This window comes from Pelagibacterium lacus (assembly GCF_003345525.1).
GTDB lineage: Bacteria > Pseudomonadota > Alphaproteobacteria > Rhizobiales > Devosiaceae > Pelagibacterium > Pelagibacterium lacus.
In genome coordinates this window covers 177,040-194,255 of sequence record NZ_QQNH01000001.1, presented here as the reverse complement: position 1 = coordinate 194,255, position 17,216 = coordinate 177,040, and the positions used below count along the sequence as shown (strand labels likewise).

The following is a 17,216-nucleotide window of genomic DNA, read 5'->3' as shown; positions in this document are numbered from 1 at the left end:
TTTTTATCAATCCCGCACCGTATACGGCTTCTGGTCGCGCCAGAAGCGCATCAGGCTTTCGAGGTCGGGGTCGCCGCCCTTGGGCAGCACCACGCGCAGGTTGACATAGAGGTCGCCCTTGCCGAACAACCCCTTGCCCTTGAGCCGCATGGCCTTGGCGGTGTCGGGCCCCGGCGGCAGGTTCAGTTCCACCGCGCCGTCGAGGGTCGGCACGCGCACCTTGGCGCCCAGCACCGCCTCATAGAGCGTGATCGGCACGTCGACCCGCAGGTCGTTGCCGTCCTTGCGGAATTGCTTGTGCCTGGCAAACCGGATGGTCACCAGCGCATCGCCAGGCTGCCCGCCCATGGGCGAGGGCCGGCCCTGTCCGCGCAGGCGTACCTGCTGGCCTTCCTCGATCGGGGAGGGGAGCTTGACCGAAACCGTCTTGCCCGAAGGCAGCGTCACCGGAACCGATCCGCCCTTCTGGGCGTCTTCGAGCGACACGGCGAGATTGACGACCACGTCCTCGCCCTTGATGCCGGCCCCTCCGGTCGTGCTGCCGGAAAAAGGGTCCCAACTCGCCCCGCCGGCACCGGCGCCCGCTGCGCCGCCGCCGCCGAACGGATTGCCGCCCGCCGAACGGCGCGCCCCGCCGAACCCGCTCATGAATTCCTTGAGGATATCCTCGGCGCTAAAACCTCCGGCCGCCCCCGCGCCGCCGCGCGGGCCGCCCCGGGCGCCCGAGGGATCGAACCCGCCGAAGCCGGCGAATTTGGGATTACCCTCGGCGTCGATCTCGCCGCGGTCATATTGTCCGCGCTTGGTCTTGTCCGACAACAGGTCATAGGCCGCCGTCGCCTCGGCGAATTTGGCGTGGGCGTCCTTGTCGGTCGGGTTCTGGTCGGGATGCAGCGATTTGGCCAGCTTGCGATAGGCGGCCTTGATCTCCTTGTCGCTGGCGCTTTTGGGCACCCCCAATACGGAATACGGATCGCGCATGCGCTCGGTTCACCTCAAAGGGCGCCCCCGCCGGTCCACCGTCCGGAAGCGCCTCACCCTTTCTCGTCTCAACGATTTGCGTCGCCGTTGCGGCGTCGCAGCTTTGCGTTCTATATGGCGACGGACTTCTCCAATGTCCAGAAGGGGATGACATGGCCGCCCACACCGCACCTTCGACCGAATTGCTGTTCGATGACGGCTTTCATGGCGAGATCGATCCCATGGCGCTGTTCCCGCTCTGGCTGGCCGAGGCGCGCGAGAGCGAGATCAACGATCCCAACGCCATGGCGGTGGCGAGCGTCGATGCGGAGGGCCTGCCCGATCTGCGCATGGTTCTGCTCAACGGGTTCGACGCCCGCGGCTTCGTGTTCTTCACCAATTTCGAGTCGGCCAAAGGCCGGCAATTGCTGGCCCATCCGCGCGCCGCGCTGCTGTTTCACTGGAAGAGCCTCCGGCGGCAGGTGCGGGTGCGCGGCCCGGTCGAGACCGTGTCCGACGCCGAGGCCGATGCCTATTTCGCCACGAGGCCCCGCGATTCCCGCCTCGGCGCCCATGCCTCGCAGCAATCGCGCCCGCTCGAAAACCGCCAGCATCTGGTCGACCGCCTCGAAAGCGAGCGCGCGCACCATGGCGAGGCCGAGGTGCCGCGCCCGCCCCATTGGTCGGGGTTCCGCATCCGGCCGCTGGCCATCGAATTCTGGAAGGACGGCGCCTTCCGCCTGCACGACCGCGTGCTGTTCTCGCGCGCCGATAGCGATGCAGGCTGGTCGCGCCAGAGGCTCTATCCGTAAACGATGCGCATCCTCGTCCGCACATCCCGGCTGGCCATCTGGGGGCGCCGCCTCGCCCTGTTCGGCTTTGCCGTGCTGCTGGTTTCGACCGGCCTGCACATGTTCGGCCAGATCGCCTCACCGGTGTTCGAGATCGCCCTGGTCATCGGCACCGCCATCGGCGCGCTTGCCTTCGCGCTCGGGGTGGCCGCCTATGTCACCCTGTGGGTTTCCGGCGACAAGGGCTGGGGCCCGGCCAGCGTCGGGGTGTTCCTCGGTCTTGTCTGCCTCGGCCCGGCCCTCGCCGCCCTGGCCTTCGCCCGGCTCTATCCATCCTCCGCCGATGTCACCACGGCCGTCGACGATCCGCCCCGGCTGGTCATGGCCGCGCCCGACGCGCCGCAGATCGATCCGGAATCGATCCTCCAGTCCTTCCCCAACCTCATCACCCGCATCTACCAGATCCCGCCCGAAGCCCTGTTCGTGTTGGCCCAGGATCTCCTGCGCGCCAATGGCTGGACCGTGCTGGGGATCGCCGAACCCTCCCAGGTCGACAACCGGGTGACCGTCAACGCCCTGCGCCGCTCGCTGCTGGGCTGGGAGAACGAGATCGCCTTCCGCGTCGCCGCCAGTCCCATGGGGGCGCAGATCGACCTGCGCTCGGCCTCGCTCGGGCCCGTCTATCACGATCTGGGCGACAATGGCCGCGCCATCGAGGCTTTCCTCTTGGCGCTGGACGACAGGGTCAACGCCTATATCCGCGATAATCTCGCCATGGCCGATGACGAACCCATCGCGGTGCCCGGCTCATCGGGGGAGGAGCCGCAGGCCCAATAGGCCGCGGCTGATCCGCAGCCGACCCTCCGATTGGAGATACTCGGCATGGGACAACAGCGTCCGCTGCGCCGCCAGCCGCAAGCGTCCGCCGAGGCCCGGATAGACCTGCGCCACCGCCGCCGCAAGGCTGATCGGTCCCCGGCCCACCACGTCGAGCAATTGCCCGTTGCGCATCAGCCTGTGGCTCTTGAGGGCGCGCGCGAAGGCCGGCCCGTCGGCGAGCGGCCCCCCATGCCCGCTGTGATAGACCCGCTGCTCCAGCGCGATCAGCCGCTCGAGCGAGCGCAGATAGGCGCCCAGATCGCCGTCCGGCGTGGCGATCACCGTGGAATTCCACCCCATCACATGGTCCCCCACCAGCACAGCGTCATGCTCGGGGAGGGCGAAGGCCAGGTGGTTGGCGCAATGGCCCGGCGTCGCCACCACCCTGAGCGCCACCCCGTCGATCTCGAGCGCTTCGCCGTCCTCCAGCCGCCGGTCGGGCTTGAGGCGAAAATCCCCGGCCCGCCGGAAAGGGTTGATCTCGAAGGGCTTGAGCGGGCGCGACAGCCGGTGCGGCCCGCCCGACCACAGGGACGCGCCCGTCCGCGCCATCAACCGGCGCGCCAGCCCGCAATGGTCGCGATGGGTGTGGGTGAGGAGCACGGCCAGCACCTCGCGCCCCCCGATCGCCGCCAGCAGCGCCTCGAGATGCGCCGAATCGTCGGGTCCCGGATCGAGCACGGCCACGGCCCGTTCGCCGATCAGATAGCTATTGGTGCCGGTGAAGGTATAGGGGCTCGCATTGGGGGCGGTCACCCGCGCGAGGCCCGGCCCCAGCGGGACGGGCCGGCCGGTCTGCGGGTCGAAGTCTTTCGAATAGACGGGCGTCTGGTTCGATGCGGGCATTGCGCGGCGCCTTGTGTATGGCTAAAAACGGAGAACCTGCTTCGGCTTTAACGCAAAGGGACGAGTTCTGGCCATGAGTTTCGCCACTTCCAATACGCTTCTGGGTCTCTATCAGCCCAAGTCGCAGACAGCCCGCGTAGTGACGGCGATCGCCGTCGCGTTCCTGGGTTCGATCCTGCTGACCCTTTCCGCCAAGATCAACGTGCCCACCTGGCCGGTCCCCGTCACCCTGCAGACCATGGCCGTCGCGGCCCTCGCCGGCGCGCTCGGCGCGCGCATGGGCGTGGCCACCGTCGCGCTCTATCTCGCCCAGGGCCTTGCCGGCCTGCCGGTCTTTGCCGGGATTGGCGCCGGCCCGGCCTATCTGATGGGCCCCACCGGCGGCTTTATCCTCTCCTGGCTGCCCATGGCCTTCATCATCGGCTACGCCGCCGACAAGGGCCTGTCGCGCAAGGTGCTGCCGCTGTTCGCCGTGATGGCCGGCGCGGCCATGTTCGGTCTGGCCGCCGGCTTTGTCTGGCTCCTGGCGCTTTCGGGCCAGGCCGCCTGGATCGATCCGTCCAACCCCGTGGTCTCCGCCTTCCGGGGCGCTGTGCAGCCCTTCGTCGTCTGGGATCTCGTCAAGATGGCCTTCGCCGCCCTCACCGTGGTGTCGGGCTGGGCGCTGCTGTCGCGCGGCAAATAGGCCCGGCGTCACGCCGCTGAATTTCAAGGCCGGTCCCTCGGGGCCGGCTTTTTTGCGTGCAACCCCTGGGCGGCCATCGCGTTCCTTCCTGAGACGGAAGGAGAAGCGAAAATGGAAGTCTCCCCCTATGCCTGGCTGTTTGCGGTGCTTGGCGGCGCCATCATCCTTGGCATCGTCATCGCCTATGGCGCCATAAAATCGTCCCAGGCGACGCGCCGCCAGAAGGACGCCGCCGAACGCGGCACGCGGGATATGTACCACAAGGACCAGAATCCCCGCTGATGGACCCCAGGCGCGTCGTCATCGTCGGTGCCGGCTTTGGCGGGCTCAGCGCGGCGCGCAAGCTCGCGGTCGCCGGCGTGCCCTTCACCCTGATCGACAAGAAGAACCACCACCTGTTCCAGCCGCTCCTCTATCAGGTGGCGTCCGCCGTGCTCTCGCCGGCCGAGATCGCCGTGCCCATCCGCTCGGTGCTCTCGCCGGGACGGGGCCGGTCCATCGAGATCCTGATGGAAGAGGTCGAATCCATCGACACGGCGGCCCAGAGCGTCCACACCGTTGGCGGGGACAGCGTCGCCTATTCCGACCTCATCCTCGCCCCGGGATCGAAATTCACCTATTTCGGCCATGAGCGCCAATGGGCCCACAACGCCCCGGCGCTCAAATCCCTCGACGATGCCCTCAACATCCGCCGCCGGGTGCTCCTCGCCTTCGAGCGCGCCGAGACCACCAGCGATCCTGCCCTGCGCGACCGGCTGATGACCTTCGTCATCGTCGGCGGCGGGCCCACCGGGGTGGAGATGGCCGGCGCCCTGGCCGAATTGTCCCGCGCGACCCTCGCCCGCGATTTCACCAATATCGATCCCCGCGCCGCCCGCGTCATCCTCATCGAGGCGTCCGACACGGTGCTGGGCGCCTATCCCGACCGGTTGTGCCGCTATGCCCGCCGCCAGCTCGAGCATCTGGGCGTCGATGTGCGCACCGGGGCGCCGGTCGAGGAGATCGACGCGACCGGGCTGCGGGCGGGGGAGTCCGTCATCGAAACCTCCAATATCTTCTGGTGCGCCGGGGTCGAGGCAACGGCGGTGGGCCGTTGGCTCGGGGTCGACACGGAAAAGAACGGCACCGTGGCGGTCGGCCCCGATCTCACCGTGTCGGGGCTGGCAAACGTCTTCGTCATCGGCGATGCGGCCACGGCGCGCGACGCGGAGGGCAAGCCTCTGCCGGCCCTCGCCCCGGTCGCCAAGCAGCAGGGCGCCTATGCGGCCCGCGCCATCATCCTCCGGCGCGCCGGCAAGCCGGCGCAGGCCCCGTTCCGCTATCGCGACTGGGGCACCATGGCCACCATCGGCCGGTCGTCAGCCGTCGCCAGCTTCGGCCGGCTGCAACTGACCGGCTTCGTCGCCTGGATGGTGTGGGGCGGTGTGCACATCACTTATCTGGTGGGCTTCCGTAACCGGGTCACGGTGCTGTTCAACTGGTTCTGGCACTGGATCACCTATGCCAAGGGTTCCCGCCTGATCACCGGCCCCGACCAGGCCGCCACCACCGACCTCGACAGCCCCCGGGCCATCGACCGCGAGCTCGACAAGACCGTAAATGCGCTGGAGGAGTCTACATAAAAAAGGGCGCGGATTTTCTCCGCGCCTTTATTGTCCCTCTTTCCTCTCAATCAGCCAGCAGGGCCGCTTCCACGTCGTCGATGATCGCCGAGAAGCTGATCGGGCCGACCGATTGGTTCCAGGGCTCGATATCGACGGGATAGACCTGCCCATTCTGCACCGCCGGCAGTCTCTGCCACAGGTCCGATTGCCGGATGGAGTCCATGCGGTCGGCGTCCTCGATCATCACGAAGATATGGTCGGCCAGCAGCCAGGGGATGTTCTCGGGCGAGATTTCCGTATGGTCGGCGTCGAGCGGCACCATTTCGTGCGGGTTCAGCCCCAGATCGTCATAGAGCACCGGGCCCGACCGCCGCGCGCCGCCATAGACGCGGATGTCCTTTTCGCGCACCCGCAGCAGCAGCACCGTTTCGTCGCCGCGCGCCTCGGCGAGCGCCGCCTTGGTCGCCGCCGCCCGGTCGTCATAGGCGGCGATGGCCGCCTCCACCTGCGCGCTGCGGCCCAGCGCCTCGCCCAGCCCCTCATACCATTCGCGCCATTCCGCGTCGGGCTCGTTGAGCAGCAGCGTGGGCGCGATGGCGCTCAGCCGCTCGTAATTGTCCCCCTGCTGGCTCTCCTGGGCGAGGATCAGTTCGGGATCGAGCGACAGCACCATCTCGAAATTGGGGTCGGAATGCAGCCCCACCGATGTGGTGCCGGCCAGCGAGTCCACCAATTGCTGCGGCAGGCCCGAGGGCCGGTCCACCGAGCCGATCGGGGAAAGCCCCATGACGATGAGCGCCTCGGCGAACACATTGTGCAGGGTCACGATCTTTTCCGGCGCCAGCGGGATTTCGGTCTCTCCCAGCGCGTGCTCGACCACCCGACCCTCCGCCGTGACCGCGACCGTCCGGGCGATCTGCGCCATGACCGGGGCCGCCGAAAGCGTGAGGCACAAGGCGGCACCCCCGGCCAGCCTTGCCCAATTGCGCGTAAAAACCATCGAAAACCTCCAGCTATTAATATGATTTATTCGCTCATATTAATAGGCGCCCACGCGACGGACAAGCGCGGAAATGCGCCGGCTCAGGGGCCCCGTCTGGCGTGCCGCTCGGCCAGGTCGCGCCGATCCTTGAGGGTCGAGAAGATGATGGCGAGAATGATGCCGCTCGACGCCCCCAGCGCCGTGTCGATCACCCGTTCGAGCGCCAGCGCGGCGCCGGTCGCGGCGGGGGAGGCCAGATGGCTCATCAGCAGCGCCATGGGGGTGACGAGGATCTGGCCCAGCCCGTAATTGGCGCCGATGATCAATTCGGTCGCGAACTGCATCACCACCAGAATCGCGATCAGCGTCCAGATCGAGGGCGCATAGGTGAGCAGCAGCCAGGCGAGCAGGGCGCCCACCACCGTGCCCATCATGCGCTGCAGGGCGCGGTTCATGCTGATATGGAGATGCGCGCCCTGCATCACCGCCACCGAGCCCATGGCCGCCCAGGCCGGGTGGTCGGCCCCCAGCGCATGGCTGACGAACACCGCCACCGCCGCGCCCACGATTATGCGCCCGGCAGCGGCCAGCCCCTGGCTGAGGGGGCGGGTGGTGCCGTCCGGGGCCGGCATGTCGGCGGTCGCCCGGTGCCGCAGCGGTTCGGTGGCCGCGCATATCGCCCAGGCGAGGGCGGCGACGATCGCCGTCGCCGCGGTCCGCTCGAACACCCCGGCCAGCGAGGACGCCGCATCCATCGAGGCCCCGGCGGCAAAGACGAAGATCAGCGCGCCGGGCGCCCCGAACCCCCGGCTCACCGAGGCGAGGAAGAACACGCCGCAGCTGATCGCCAGGATAACGAGCTGGATTTCGATCGGCGTGCCCATAAAGGCGATCAGCGACATAACGAGCACAGCCAGCGTCTGCAGCAGGGCGCAGTGCAGCACGATGCGGTTGCGCTGCCGCTCCGGCGCGAAGCGTCCGAACAGGGCGACCAGCGCTCCCAGTGCGGCGAACCCGATCAGGTCGGCCCAGGGCGAAAGGTAGACCAGCGGGAGCGCGATGGCCGCCGTCATGGCGGCCTGGAGCCCGGCCAAGGCCGAGTTGCGCAGCGTCGGCTGGCGGGTGAACTCCAGGCTGTCGCGAATCTGCACCGGATGCAGCAGCCGCCGGGCCGTGCCGAGCCGGCTCGTGCCATGATCCTGTGCCGGCTGGTGCTGCGGGGGCTCGGGGTCGTTCATGCGTCGGAATCTTCTGATACGGGGGCGTTCTCAGGGCCGAACATGCCCCGCAAAGCACCGTCCCGCAAGCCGCCAGCGCGCCTGCCGGGCAACACAAATCCGCGCGGGGGCGGCGGGCGGGGCGATGCGCCCGTCCCCCTGCCTTTGGGGCTGTTTCGGGCCTCGCCTATTCGGCCGGGGCCCGGAAGCGGCCGATGCCGGCCCGGTCGTGCGAGGGGCCGAACACCACCACGGCGAAGATCAGGACGCCGACAAAGGTGATGATCGATCCGGCGGCCACCAGGGGCTCCATGGCCGGATTGCCCGCCAGGAGGAAATAGAGGCTCACCACCATCAGCAGCACGCCCACCGTATAGACGGCGAAATGGGTCAGCGGCACCCAGCCTTCGGCCTTGCCGGGGTTGAGGGCGTAATACCCGCCGAAAATGGCGCTGGTGACCCAGCCGAGCAGGTTCATATGCGCGTGGGCGCCCATGACGTTGTGATTGCCCGAAATCGACATGCTGATCCCGATGCCGATGCCGACGATGAGGAACAGAATGGCGGCTCTAAAGAAAAGATGAGATACACGAGGCATTCGAGTTCTCCTTATCTGAAGGGCTGCAAAATATTCCTATTCACGGCTGTTGAATAGAGCCTATCTGCAACTTGCCGCCGACCGTGGGGGACGCTGCGCCATGGCCCGCCAACCCGCCGCCCGGGTGGCGGCAAGAATTGAGGCGCGCGCCTCTACTCCGTGTTTCCATGGGTGCAACAAGTATCCGTCTGGCGAATCTTTCGCGCTTGGAGTAACGTTCCCCCATTGCACTGGAGGGGGACCATGATTTCTTTTCTTAAATATATCGCCGAGGGCATCGGCACGTTCTGGCTTACATTCGCCGGCTGCGGCGCTGCTGTATTGGCCGCCGGGTTTCCCGATGTCGGCATCGGGCTTTTGGGGGTGGCGCTGGCCTTCGGGCTCACCGTGGTCACCATGGCCTACGCCATCGGCCATGTGTCGGGCTGCCATCTCAATCCGGCCGTAACCATCGGGCTCTATGCCGGCGGGCGCTTCCCGGCCAATCAGATCGTGCCCTATGTCATCGCCCAGGTGGTGGGCGGCGTCGTCGCGGCGGGGCTGCTCTATGTCATCGCCAGCGGCGGGCCTGATTTTTCCACCGCCGGCGGCTTTGCCGCCAATGGCTATGATGCGCACAGCCCCGGCGGATACAGCCTCGTATCGGCCTTCGCCATGGAGCTGGTGATGACGGCGGTGTTCCTGTTCGTGATCATGGGGGCGACCCATGGCAAGGCGCCGGCCGGCTTCGCGCCGCTGGCCATCGGTCTGGCCCTGACGCTGATCCACCTGGTCTCCATCCCGGTGACCAACACCTCGGTCAATCCGGCCCGCAGCACCGGTCCGGCCCTGTTCGTGGGCGGCTGGGCGCTGTCGCAATTGTGGCTGTTCTGGCTGGCCCCCATCCTGGGCGGCATCATCGGGGCGGTGGCCTATCGCTGGGTCAGCTCCGAACCGTCCGAAGATATCGTGGGCACCGACGCCGCGCTGGGCGACAGCCCGGCCTGAAGAGCAAAACGCTGTCGGGGAAGCTGTCGGGGTAAAAGAAAACCGGGACCCGAAGGTCCCGGTTTTATTGGTCGGAGTAGGGTGATTCGAACACCCGACCCCCTCGTCCCGAACGAGGTGCGCTACCAGGCTGCGCTATACTCCGTCACGCTGTCATCGGCCCTCGAAATCGACGAGACCTCACGGCCGATGCGGGGCGTTATACAGAGGCTCTCGGCCCTGTTCAAGCCATTTCAGAACGGTTGCGGCCTGGGGGCAAACAGTGTAGGAACCAATCCGCCTTGGGGCGTCGCCAAGTGGTAAGGCATCGGTTTTTGGTATCGACATTCGCAGGTTCGAATCCTGCCGCCCCAGCCAATCCTCATTCCCGAGCTGAAAAACCTCCCCGCCGCGCGGCCCCGTAAACGGCCGGAGCGGGGTTTTTCGCGCGTCCCTGCGGCCGCTTTTTCCCGGCCGTGAATCGGCTCTATCCCGCCATCTCCTCTCAACGCCTGCGCGCTTTCCCGGCCCACCGCAGCCGCGCTTCCGCGCGCCTTCTCCCCAACAAAACGCGTGTTTCAATAAGCGCTTGACCCGTCATGCGGATGAAAGTAGTACTATAGCGAACAATCATTCTCTTAAAAAGAACACTAAGAGCGATAGCGCTGATGAACCCAGAGATGTCCCCCAGTTCCGAGGTCCGGCTCGTCGGCATGCACTGCACGGCGTGCGGCGCCATGGCCTATCCGTTCCAGGCCGTCTGCCCCATCTGCATGGCCGAGGACGAGGTCGCCGAAGCCGATATGCCCACCACCGGCACGGTCTATGCCTATTCCACCGTCCATGCGGCGCCCAAGAAATGGCGGCTGCCCTACACCATCGGCTATGTCGACCTCTCCAATGGCGTGCGGGTGTTCTCCCATCTCGACCCCAAAGGGCTGGGCGTCGGCGCCGCCGTCTATGCCTCCACCGGGATCGTCAGCGGGGAGGCCGTCGAGGAGCCGCGGACCCAGCTTGTCTTCAAGGCCGTGGGAGATGCGAAATGACCACAGGAGTATCGGTTGTCGGCGCCGGCATGGTGCCGTTCGGCAAGTTCCCCGAGCGCTCCCTGGCCGATCTGGCATGGCCCGCCGTCAAACAGGCCCTCAACGATGCGGGCATCGATCCGCGCCGCGTGCAGGCCGCCTTTTGCGGCACCGCCTTTGGCGGCATGATGTCGGGCCAGCGCATATTGGGGCGCATCGGCCTCACCGGCATCCCCATCACCAATATGGAAAACGCCTGCTCGGCCAGCTCCACCGCCCTCCATCACGCCGTCAGCAGCGTGCGCTCGGGCCAGTATGATGTCGTCCTGGTCATCGGCGTCGAAAAGCTCACCAAGTTCGGCGGCGGCACCCTGCCGCTGGAAGAGGAGGACTGGGAGGTCAGCAACGGCATGGTCATGCCGGCCCTCTACGCCATGCGCGCCCAGCGCTACATGCACGAATTCGGCCTCACCGATCGCCAGCTCGCCCTCGTCTCGGTCAAGAACCGCCGGCACGGCCTGCTTAATCCCGACGCCCAGATGCGCAAGGAGACCACGGTCGAGGAGGTGCTGGCCTCGCGCCCCATCGCCGAGCCGCTGACCCTGCTCCAGTGCTGCCCGGCCGGCGATGGCGCCGCGGCGCTGATCATCTGCTCGGACAAGGTCGCCCCGCAATTCCGCACCGATCCGGTCCGCATCCTCGCTTCCGACCTTACCTCGGGCAAATATACCCCCGGCTTCCGCGACCTCACCACGCCCGAAATCACCCGGCGCGGCGCGGCGGAGGCCTGGGAGCATGCCGGGATCGGCCCGGACGCGGTCGATCTTGCCGAAGTCCATGATGCCTTTTCCATCGCCGAGCTGATCTATTACGAAGCCTTCGATTTCTGCGCCCGCGGCGAGGCCGGGGCCTTCCTCGAACAGGGACATTCGACCTTTGGCGGCAAGGTGGTCGTCAACCCCTCGGGCGGGCTTCTGGCCAAGGGCCATCCCATCGGCGCGACCGGCGCCGCCCAGGCCGTCGAAGTGGTGCGGCAATTGCGCGGCGAAGCCGGGGAGCGCCAGGTCGAAGGCGCCCGGATCGGCCTCAGCCACGCGACCGGCGGCGGCATCGCCGGCTTCGATCACGGGGCCTGCTCCATCCACATCTATGCGCGCTAGGAGGCCCGGACCATGCAGCTTCCGCCGCTCGACGCCATCCGGGTCATCGATCTGACCCAGTTCCTCTCCGGTCCCCACTGCACCCAGATCCTCGCCGATCTGGGGGCCGAGGTGATCAAGATCGAATCCCCCGAGGGGGATCTCTCCCGGCACATCCCGCCCCATTTCATTGGCGCGGACAGCCTCTATTATATGTCGGTGAATCGTGGAAAGCAGAGCGTCTGCATCAACCTCAAATCCGACGAGGGCCGAAGAATCGCGCGCGATCTGATCAGCACCGCCGACGTGGTCGTCGATAATTTCCGCCCCGGCGTGCTGACGCGCCTCGGGCTCGACCACGTCGAACTGCGCGCCGAGAACCCGCGCCTCGTCTGGTGCTCGATTTCCGGCTTCGGGCAGGACGGGCCCTATCGCGACAAGCCGGCCTACGACATGATCGTGCAGGCGCTGTCGGGCGGCATGAGCATGACCGGCGAGCCCGGCCGCGCCTCGGTGCGGGCCGGCATCCCCATCGGCGACCTTTCGGCCGGCATGTATGCCGCCATCGCCATCTCGTCGGCGCTCTACCGGCGCGGCGAGAGCGGGCGGGGCGATTATATCGACGTTTCCATGCTCGATTGCCAGGTGGCCATGCTCAGCTACCAGGCCGCCTATTATCTGTTCTCCGGCAAGGTCCCCGGCCATCAGGGCAGCGCCCATGATTCCATTCCCACCTATCGCGGCTTTCGCGCCGCGGGCGGCGGCGAGCTGGTGGTCACCGCCAATACCGATCGCATGTGGCAGGGCCTGTGCCGGGTGCTCGGCCGCGAGGACCTGCTCGCCGACCCGCGCTTTGCCACCAACCTCGAACGCTTCGAGAACCGCAACGTGCTGCTCCCCGAGCTCGAAGCCGCCTTCCTCTCCCGCAGGGTGGAGGAGTGGCTGCCGCTGCTGGAGGCCGAAAGCATCCCCACCGGCGTCGTCAACACCCTCGATCAGGTCATGGCCGATCCCCAGGTGCTGCATCGCGAGCTGATCGTCGAGATGGAGGGCGACGATGGCGCCAGCGTGCGCACCATCGGCAATCCGCTGCGCTTTTCCGATAGCGCAGCGCCCGCCGCCGGCTATCCGCCCGCCTTGGGCGAGGATACGCGGCGCATACTGGGCGGGGTGCTGGGCCTTTCCGACACCGATGTCGACCGCCTCGCCGCCCAGGGCGCTGTCGTGGCAGGGGCAGGGGGAGTGGCCGGACGATGAGCGAGGCGACCGCCCCCGATGAGGACACCCGACGCGCCCTTGCCGAGCTGCATGCGCGGATCGGCGAGCCCTTGCGCGTCGAACAGTGGAACCACGAGGCGACCCGCGACGCCATCCGCCATTACGCCCATGGCATCGGCGACGACAATCCGCTGTGGAGCGATCCCGACTATGCCCGCACCACGCGCCATGGGGGGATCATCGCGCCGCCGACCTTCCTCTATTCCATCTTCGACGGCGTCGTGGCCCCGGGCCTTCCGGGCTATTCCTGGTTCTATGCCGGCGCCGACTGGAGCTTCGACCGGCCGGTGCGGCTCGGCGAGGCCATAACCGCCAGCGCTTCGGTGTCGGGCGCCCGCGACGTGGGCGGCAAGCGCGTCGAGCGCATGATCCTCCAGAGCGGGCGCACCGAATACCGCACCCTTGCGGGGGAACGACTGGCCCGGCTCGAGGCCCATACCTTCCGCGTCGCCAAAAAGCGGGACGGCAATGGCGGCATGCCCTTTGCCCCGCGCCCCCCGCACCGCTATACCGAGCAGGAATTCGCTGCCATCGAGCGCATGGTGATGGAGGAATACCGCCGGGGTTCGGGATGGCTCGAAGTCTCGGAGGTCGCGGTCGGCATGCAGTTGCCGACCATCGCGCGCGGGCCTCTGGTGCCCATCGACATGACCACCTATTACGCCGGCGCCATCGGCACGGCGGGCTATAAATCGACCAAGATGCGCTGGCTTTATCGCGACCTCGCCCTCAACGCGCCCGACCGCCTGCCCAATACGCTGTCGCCGGAATATTTCTCCGAGGGGCTGACGGCCTCCATGGGCCATACCGATCCGGCCGCCGCTGCCGCCGCCGGCATGCCGGGGGTCTATGACAACGGCTTGCAGCGCACCGCCTTCATGATCACCGCCGTCACCAACTGGATGGGCGACGATGCGCTGCTGCGCGCCGCCTCGGTGCGCATCAAGGCGCCGGTGATCTTCGGCGATACCACCTTCGTCAAGGCGTCCGTCTCGGCGTTGTCCGAGGAGGGCGGGGCCGATCTGATCGAAATCGCGCTGCGGGCGGAAAACCAGCTCGGCGAGACCACCGCCACCGGAACCGCCACCGTGGAACTCCACCGCCCCGCACCATGACACAGCCGGCCAGGGAGGATCGTCGGACATGAATTTTGCAGTTTTCCTCGAAATGCGCGCCCGCAGCGCCCCCGATGAAATCGCGCTGGTCGACAAGCGCCACCGTTTCACCTGGTCCGGGCTCGACCGGGCCGCCAGCCGCTTTGCGAGCCTGCTCGCCGCGCGCGGGGTGAGGCCGGGCGACCGCGTCGCCACCTTCATGACCAACCGGGCGGAAATGGTCATCGCTTTTCTCGGCGCTCTCAAGGCCGGGGCCGTCTTCCTGCCGGTCAATGCCCGGCTGCAGGAGGCCGATCTGGCCCGCGTGCTCGATCACGCAAGGCCCGCCATGGTCCTCGTCACCGAAGACCGCGCCGGCCTCGTCGCGGCGCCCCATGCCGACAATACCATCGTCGTCGATGGCGCGGCGGGCCTTCTGGCCCTGCTCGACACCATGCCCGACGACTTCCCCATGCTCGGGCGGCAATCGCACGACATCGCCAATATCATCTATTCCTCCGGCACCACGGGCATGCCCAAGGCCGCCATCCACACCCATGGGGTGCGCCTGGCCATTGCCGGCGGCATGGCCGACCATTTCAAGCTCTCCATCCACGACGCCGCCCTCGTCGTCTCGCCGCTCTTTCACATCGCGGGCCTCAATGTTCTCTGCAACGCCCTCTTTGCCGGCTGCAAGATCGTGCTGCTGGAAAAGTGGGATCTGGCCGATTTCCTCTCCATCCTCACCGCGGAACGCATCACCTATATGCAGATGGTCTCGACCATACTGGTCGATATCGCCGCTGCGCCCGCCAGCGCCTTTGCGGGGCTGGATTCGGCGGTCCGCTTCACCTGGGGCGGCGGCCACAATGTCGATACTGAGACCATCACCCTGTATGAAAAGCGCATCGGCGGGGTGTTCCTGCAAGGCTGGGGCCGGACCGAGGGCGGGTTCACTTACAACCTCCTCGACCGCGACAAGCGGCGCTTCGACACCCATGGCAAGGTCAACACCAACGCCTCCGAGGTCGCCGTCTACGACCACGCGGCCGGACGGCTGGCGGCGCCCGGCGACATCGGCGAGATCGTGGTGCGCGGCGATGGCGTCTCGCCCGGCTATTGGGACGGGGACTATGTGAGGGTCCGCCCGCCGCTCGAGGGCGGCTGGCAGCCGACCGGCGATCTGGGCCGCTTCGACGCCGATGGGCAGATGCATTTCCTCGGCCGCGACGACCACATGATCAAGACCGGGGGCGAGAACGTCTACCCCGCCGAGGTCGAGGCCGTACTGCTCGACATGCCCGAAATCTCCGATGCCGTAGTGCTCGGCCTCCCCGATCCCCGCCTCGGCCAGCGCATCGCGGCGGTGCTGGTGCCGGCGCGGCCCGGCGTCGCCGCCGCCGACGTGGAAGCCGCCTGCCGCCGCGCGCTGGCGGGGTTCAAGATTCCGCGCGCCATGGCCTTTGTCGACAAGCTGCCGCGTCTGGGCAGCGAGAAGGTCGACCTCGCCGCCTGCCGCGCCCTGCTGCGCAATGCCGGCTAACTGGAGGATAGTCTTTTGAGTGACCAGAACGCTTCGCCATCCGTCGATATGGGCGATCCGCTCGCCGATCCGCGCGCCTTCCGCCGCTGCCTCGGCCAATACGCGACCGGCGTCACCATCGTCACCGCCAGCGCCGATGGCGTCATGGTCGGGGTGACTGCCAATTCCTTCGCCTCGGTCTCCATGACGCCGCCTTTGGTGCTCTGGTCGCTGCAGAACAATTCCACCAGCTATGACGTGTTCACCCGGGCAACCCATTTCGCCATCAACATCCTCGCCGCCGACCAGATCGAGCTGTCGCAGCGCTTCGCCAAATCGGGTCCGGAAAAGTTCGACGGCGTGACCCTTTCCGAGGGCGCCGGCGGGGCGCCGATCCTCGACGGCGCCGCCGCCGTCCTCGAATGCCGGCGCGAGGTCGAGCATCCGACCGGGGACCATCTGATCATGGTCGGCCATGTGGAGCGCTACCGGCGCAGCGAGACCGCCGCCCTCGTCTTCGAGCGCGGGCGCTACGCCGCTGCGGTGGAGCATCCCGCAACGCGCTTCAAGGACGATCACCCCCAGAGCAGCACCATATTGCACCGCTATTTCATCGTGCTGCTCAACCGCGCCTATAACCGGATGCGCGAGGCCATGGCCGCCGCGCGCGCGAGCGAGCATCTCGACCTCAACGAGAGCCGCGTCCTCAGCGCCGTCTCCGCCTATCCCTCGCGCTCGCTCGATACCTTGCAGCCCATCACCTTCCTCGACCGCATCGCCGCCGAGGACGCCGTGGCGAGCCTCTGCGCGAAAGGCTTCCTCACCGTGGGCCAGGCCGCCGTCCTCACCATGACCCCGAGCGGGTCCCAGGCCCTCGACGCGCTCTACGAGGCCACCCTCGCCATCGAGGGGCAGCTCTTGTCGTCGATCCCCGAGGACGAGTTCGCCATCACCGAACGCACCCTGCGCGCCATCGTGGGCGCCGATGTCTTCACCCGGCAATAGGAAGCTCCCATGCGTCTCTATCATTCCCCCAATTCCCCCTATGTCCGCAAGGTGATGGTCAGCGCCCACGAGCTGGGCCTCGCCGACCGGATCGCGCTCGTCGCGTCCGCGCCCGCCCCCGTCGCGCCCGATGCGGCGCTGATGACCCTCGCGCCGCTCTCGCGCATTCCCGTGCTGCTCGATAGCGGCCAGGTGCTCCAGGACAGCGGCGTCATCGTCGACTACCTGGCCAGCCTGCGCCCCGGACAGGGCCTCGTGCCCGCCGGCGGCGAAGCGCGCTGGGCGGCGCTGTCCCTGCAGGCCCTCGCCGATGGCGCCACCGAGGCCGCGCAACTGGTCCGTTACGAGACCGTGGCCCGCCCGGCCCCCTTGCGATGGCGCGAATGGGAGGAGGGGCACCGCGCCAAGCTCAATGCCGCCATCGAGGCCTTCGAGCGGGCCGCCCCCACGCTTGCCTGGGACATTGGCGGCATCTCGGTCGCCTGCCTCCTGGGCTATCTCGACTTCCGCTTCCCCGACCTCGACTGGCGCGCCAGGGCGCCGGCCGCCGCCGCATGGTTCGCTCAGCAGGATGCGCGTCCATCCATGAGGGCGACTGCGCACCCTGGCCAAAGCTAGAAAGCAG

18 protein-coding genes and 2 tRNA genes are annotated in these 17,216 nt (G+C 67.5%); 14 read left to right on the top strand and 6 right to left on the bottom strand.

Annotated elements, in window-relative coordinates:
• Nucleotides 1-6: 6 nt before the first annotated feature.
• Complete coding sequence (locus DVH29_RS00960; RefSeq protein WP_114644271.1) at nucleotides 7-981, bottom strand: DnaJ C-terminal domain-containing protein; 975 nt, start codon at nucleotides 979-981, stop codon at nucleotides 7-9.
• A gap of 152 nt (nucleotides 982-1,133) precedes the next feature.
• Between DVH29_RS00960 and pdxH the strand changes: the two genes are divergently transcribed.
• Nucleotides 1,134-1,772, top strand: coding sequence for a pyridoxamine 5'-phosphate oxidase (pdxH, locus tag DVH29_RS00955; protein ID WP_114644270.1), 639 nt, complete (start codon nucleotides 1,134-1,136; stop codon nucleotides 1,770-1,772).
• A 3-nt stretch (nucleotides 1,773-1,775) separates the two neighbouring features.
• A complete protein-coding gene (locus DVH29_RS00950) occupies nucleotides 1,776-2,588 on the top strand; it encodes a DUF1499 domain-containing protein (RefSeq protein ID WP_114644269.1) in 813 nt (270 codons plus the stop codon).
• Here the strand turns inward: DVH29_RS00950 and DVH29_RS00945 are convergent.
• Nucleotides 2,559-3,476: an MBL fold metallo-hydrolase gene (locus DVH29_RS00945; protein WP_114644268.1), complete on the bottom strand. Its 918-nt coding sequence runs from the start codon at nucleotides 3,474-3,476 to the stop codon at nucleotides 2,559-2,561. The two genes, DVH29_RS00950 and DVH29_RS00945, sit on opposite strands and share 30 nt — an antisense overlap.
• 73 nt (nucleotides 3,477-3,549) lie before the next feature.
• On the opposite strand from DVH29_RS00945, the gene DVH29_RS00940 reads away from it, so the two are divergent.
• From DVH29_RS00940 to DVH29_RS00935, 3 genes are all read left to right on the top strand, one after another.
• Nucleotides 3,550-4,161 (top strand): biotin transporter BioY, encoded by a 612-nt coding sequence (locus DVH29_RS00940; RefSeq protein WP_114644267.1) that lies wholly within the window; start codon nucleotides 3,550-3,552, stop codon nucleotides 4,159-4,161.
• Nucleotides 4,162-4,272: 111 nt separating this feature from the next.
• Complete coding sequence (locus DVH29_RS16320; protein ID WP_158541512.1) at nucleotides 4,273-4,443, top strand: hypothetical protein; 171 nt, start codon at nucleotides 4,273-4,275, stop codon at nucleotides 4,441-4,443.
• Nucleotides 4,443-5,783 (top strand): NAD(P)/FAD-dependent oxidoreductase, encoded by a 1,341-nt coding sequence (locus tag DVH29_RS00935; protein WP_114644266.1) that lies wholly within the window; start codon nucleotides 4,443-4,445, stop codon nucleotides 5,781-5,783. The genes DVH29_RS16320 and DVH29_RS00935 overlap by 1 nt, the downstream gene beginning before the upstream one ends.
• Nucleotides 5,784-5,829: 46 nt before the next feature.
• Here the strand turns inward: DVH29_RS00935 and DVH29_RS00930 are convergent, their stop codons facing one another.
• From DVH29_RS00930 to DVH29_RS00920, 3 genes are all read right to left on the bottom strand, one after another.
• Nucleotides 5,830-6,765 carry an ABC transporter substrate-binding protein gene (locus tag DVH29_RS00930; protein WP_114644265.1) on the bottom strand — a complete coding sequence of 312 codons (936 nt, stop codon included), beginning with the start codon at nucleotides 6,763-6,765 and terminating at the stop codon, nucleotides 5,830-5,832.
• Between the two features lie 83 nt (nucleotides 6,766-6,848).
• A complete protein-coding gene (locus DVH29_RS00925) occupies nucleotides 6,849-7,985 on the bottom strand; it encodes an FUSC family protein (RefSeq protein WP_114644264.1) in 1,137 nt (378 codons plus the stop codon).
• Nucleotides 7,986-8,151: 166 nt separating this feature from the next.
• Entirely contained in the window at nucleotides 8,152-8,562 is a 411-nt protein-coding gene (locus DVH29_RS00920) for a hypothetical protein (protein WP_114644263.1), read from the bottom strand.
• 243 nt (nucleotides 8,563-8,805) lie between these two features.
• Between DVH29_RS00920 and aqpZ the strand changes: the two genes are divergently transcribed.
• Nucleotides 8,806-9,549, top strand: a complete 744-nt coding sequence (aqpZ, locus tag DVH29_RS00915) for an aquaporin Z (protein WP_439331599.1) — start codon at nucleotides 8,806-8,808, stop codon at nucleotides 9,547-9,549.
• A 68-nt stretch (nucleotides 9,550-9,617) separates the two neighbouring features.
• On the opposite strand, the gene DVH29_RS00910 is transcribed toward aqpZ, so the two are convergent.
• A tRNA-Pro gene (locus DVH29_RS00910) sits at nucleotides 9,618-9,694 on the bottom strand.
• A 137-nt stretch (nucleotides 9,695-9,831) separates the two neighbouring features.
• Here DVH29_RS00910 and DVH29_RS00905 point away from each other — a divergent pair.
• The 8 genes from DVH29_RS00905 (at nucleotide 9,832) to DVH29_RS00870 (ending at nucleotide 17,209) form a co-directional block, all read left to right on the top strand.
• Nucleotides 9,832-9,906, top strand: a tRNA-Gln gene (locus DVH29_RS00905).
• Between the two features lie 290 nt (nucleotides 9,907-10,196).
• Complete coding sequence (locus tag DVH29_RS00900) at nucleotides 10,197-10,574, top strand: Zn-ribbon domain-containing OB-fold protein (RefSeq protein WP_114644262.1); 378 nt, start codon at nucleotides 10,197-10,199, stop codon at nucleotides 10,572-10,574.
• A complete protein-coding gene (locus DVH29_RS00895; protein WP_114644261.1) occupies nucleotides 10,571-11,713 on the top strand; it encodes a thiolase family protein in 1,143 nt (380 codons plus the stop codon). The genes DVH29_RS00900 and DVH29_RS00895 overlap by 4 nt, the downstream gene beginning before the upstream one ends.
• A 12-nt stretch (nucleotides 11,714-11,725) precedes the next feature.
• The gene (locus tag DVH29_RS00890) at nucleotides 11,726-12,949 is read left to right on the top strand and encodes a CaiB/BaiF CoA transferase family protein (protein WP_114644260.1); all 1,224 of its coding nucleotides are present in this window, start codon (nucleotides 11,726-11,728) and stop codon (nucleotides 12,947-12,949) included.
• A complete protein-coding gene (locus DVH29_RS00885; protein WP_114644259.1) occupies nucleotides 12,946-14,085 on the top strand; it encodes a MaoC/PaaZ C-terminal domain-containing protein in 1,140 nt (379 codons plus the stop codon). Before DVH29_RS00890 ends, DVH29_RS00885 begins: the two co-directional genes overlap by 4 nt.
• A gap of 28 nt (nucleotides 14,086-14,113) precedes the next feature.
• Nucleotides 14,114-15,607 carry a class I adenylate-forming enzyme family protein gene (locus tag DVH29_RS00880; protein WP_114644258.1) on the top strand — a complete coding sequence of 498 codons (1,494 nt, stop codon included), beginning with the start codon at nucleotides 14,114-14,116 and terminating at the stop codon, nucleotides 15,605-15,607.
• 15 nt (nucleotides 15,608-15,622) lie between these two features.
• Nucleotides 15,623-16,591: a flavin reductase family protein gene (locus tag DVH29_RS00875; protein WP_147275968.1), complete on the top strand. Its 969-nt coding sequence runs from the start codon at nucleotides 15,623-15,625 to the stop codon at nucleotides 16,589-16,591.
• A 9-nt stretch (nucleotides 16,592-16,600) separates the two neighbouring features.
• On the top strand, nucleotides 16,601-17,209 hold the full coding sequence (locus DVH29_RS00870) for a glutathione S-transferase family protein (protein ID WP_114644256.1): 609 nt from the start codon (nucleotides 16,601-16,603) through the stop codon (nucleotides 17,207-17,209).
• Nucleotides 17,210-17,216: the final 7 nt, after the last annotated feature.

Bases quoted from the DNA above. Each gene is read 5' to 3' on its own strand.
- DVH29_RS16320 (WP_158541512.1), top strand. From the start codon at position 4,273: ATGGAAGTCTCCCCCTATGCCTGGCTGTTTGCGGTGCTTGGCGGCGCC.
- DVH29_RS00940 (WP_114644267.1), top strand. From the start codon at position 3,550: ATGAGTTTCGCCACTTCCAATACGCTTCTGGGTCTCTATCAGCCCAAG.
- DVH29_RS00925 (WP_114644264.1), bottom strand. From the start codon at position 7,985: ATGAACGACCCCGAGCCCCCGCAGCACCAGCCGGCACAGGATCATGGC.
- DVH29_RS00890 (WP_114644260.1), top strand. From the start codon at position 11,726: ATGCAGCTTCCGCCGCTCGACGCCATCCGGGTCATCGATCTGACCCAG.
- DVH29_RS00930 (WP_114644265.1), bottom strand. From the start codon at position 6,765: ATGGTTTTTACGCGCAATTGGGCAAGGCTGGCCGGGGGTGCCGCCTTG.
- DVH29_RS00900 (WP_114644262.1), top strand. From the start codon at position 10,197: ATGAACCCAGAGATGTCCCCCAGTTCCGAGGTCCGGCTCGTCGGCATG.
- DVH29_RS00960 (WP_114644271.1), bottom strand. From the start codon at position 981: ATGCGCGATCCGTATTCCGTATTGGGGGTGCCCAAAAGCGCCAGCGAC.
- DVH29_RS00870 (WP_114644256.1), top strand. From the start codon at position 16,601: ATGCGTCTCTATCATTCCCCCAATTCCCCCTATGTCCGCAAGGTGATG.
- DVH29_RS00885 (WP_114644259.1), top strand. From the start codon at position 12,946: ATGAGCGAGGCGACCGCCCCCGATGAGGACACCCGACGCGCCCTTGCC.
- DVH29_RS00880 (WP_114644258.1), top strand. From the start codon at position 14,114: ATGAATTTTGCAGTTTTCCTCGAAATGCGCGCCCGCAGCGCCCCCGAT.
- DVH29_RS00895 (WP_114644261.1), top strand. From the start codon at position 10,571: ATGACCACAGGAGTATCGGTTGTCGGCGCCGGCATGGTGCCGTTCGGC.
- DVH29_RS00920 (WP_114644263.1), bottom strand. From the start codon at position 8,562: ATGCCTCGTGTATCTCATCTTTTCTTTAGAGCCGCCATTCTGTTCCTC.
- DVH29_RS00935 (WP_114644266.1), top strand. From the start codon at position 4,443: ATGGACCCCAGGCGCGTCGTCATCGTCGGTGCCGGCTTTGGCGGGCTC.
- pdxH (WP_114644270.1), top strand. From the start codon at position 1,134: ATGGCCGCCCACACCGCACCTTCGACCGAATTGCTGTTCGATGACGGC.
- DVH29_RS00945 (WP_114644268.1), bottom strand. From the start codon at position 3,476: ATGCCCGCATCGAACCAGACGCCCGTCTATTCGAAAGACTTCGACCCG.
- aqpZ (WP_439331599.1), top strand. From the start codon at position 8,806: ATGATTTCTTTTCTTAAATATATCGCCGAGGGCATCGGCACGTTCTGG.
- DVH29_RS00950 (WP_114644269.1), top strand. From the start codon at position 1,776: ATGCGCATCCTCGTCCGCACATCCCGGCTGGCCATCTGGGGGCGCCGC.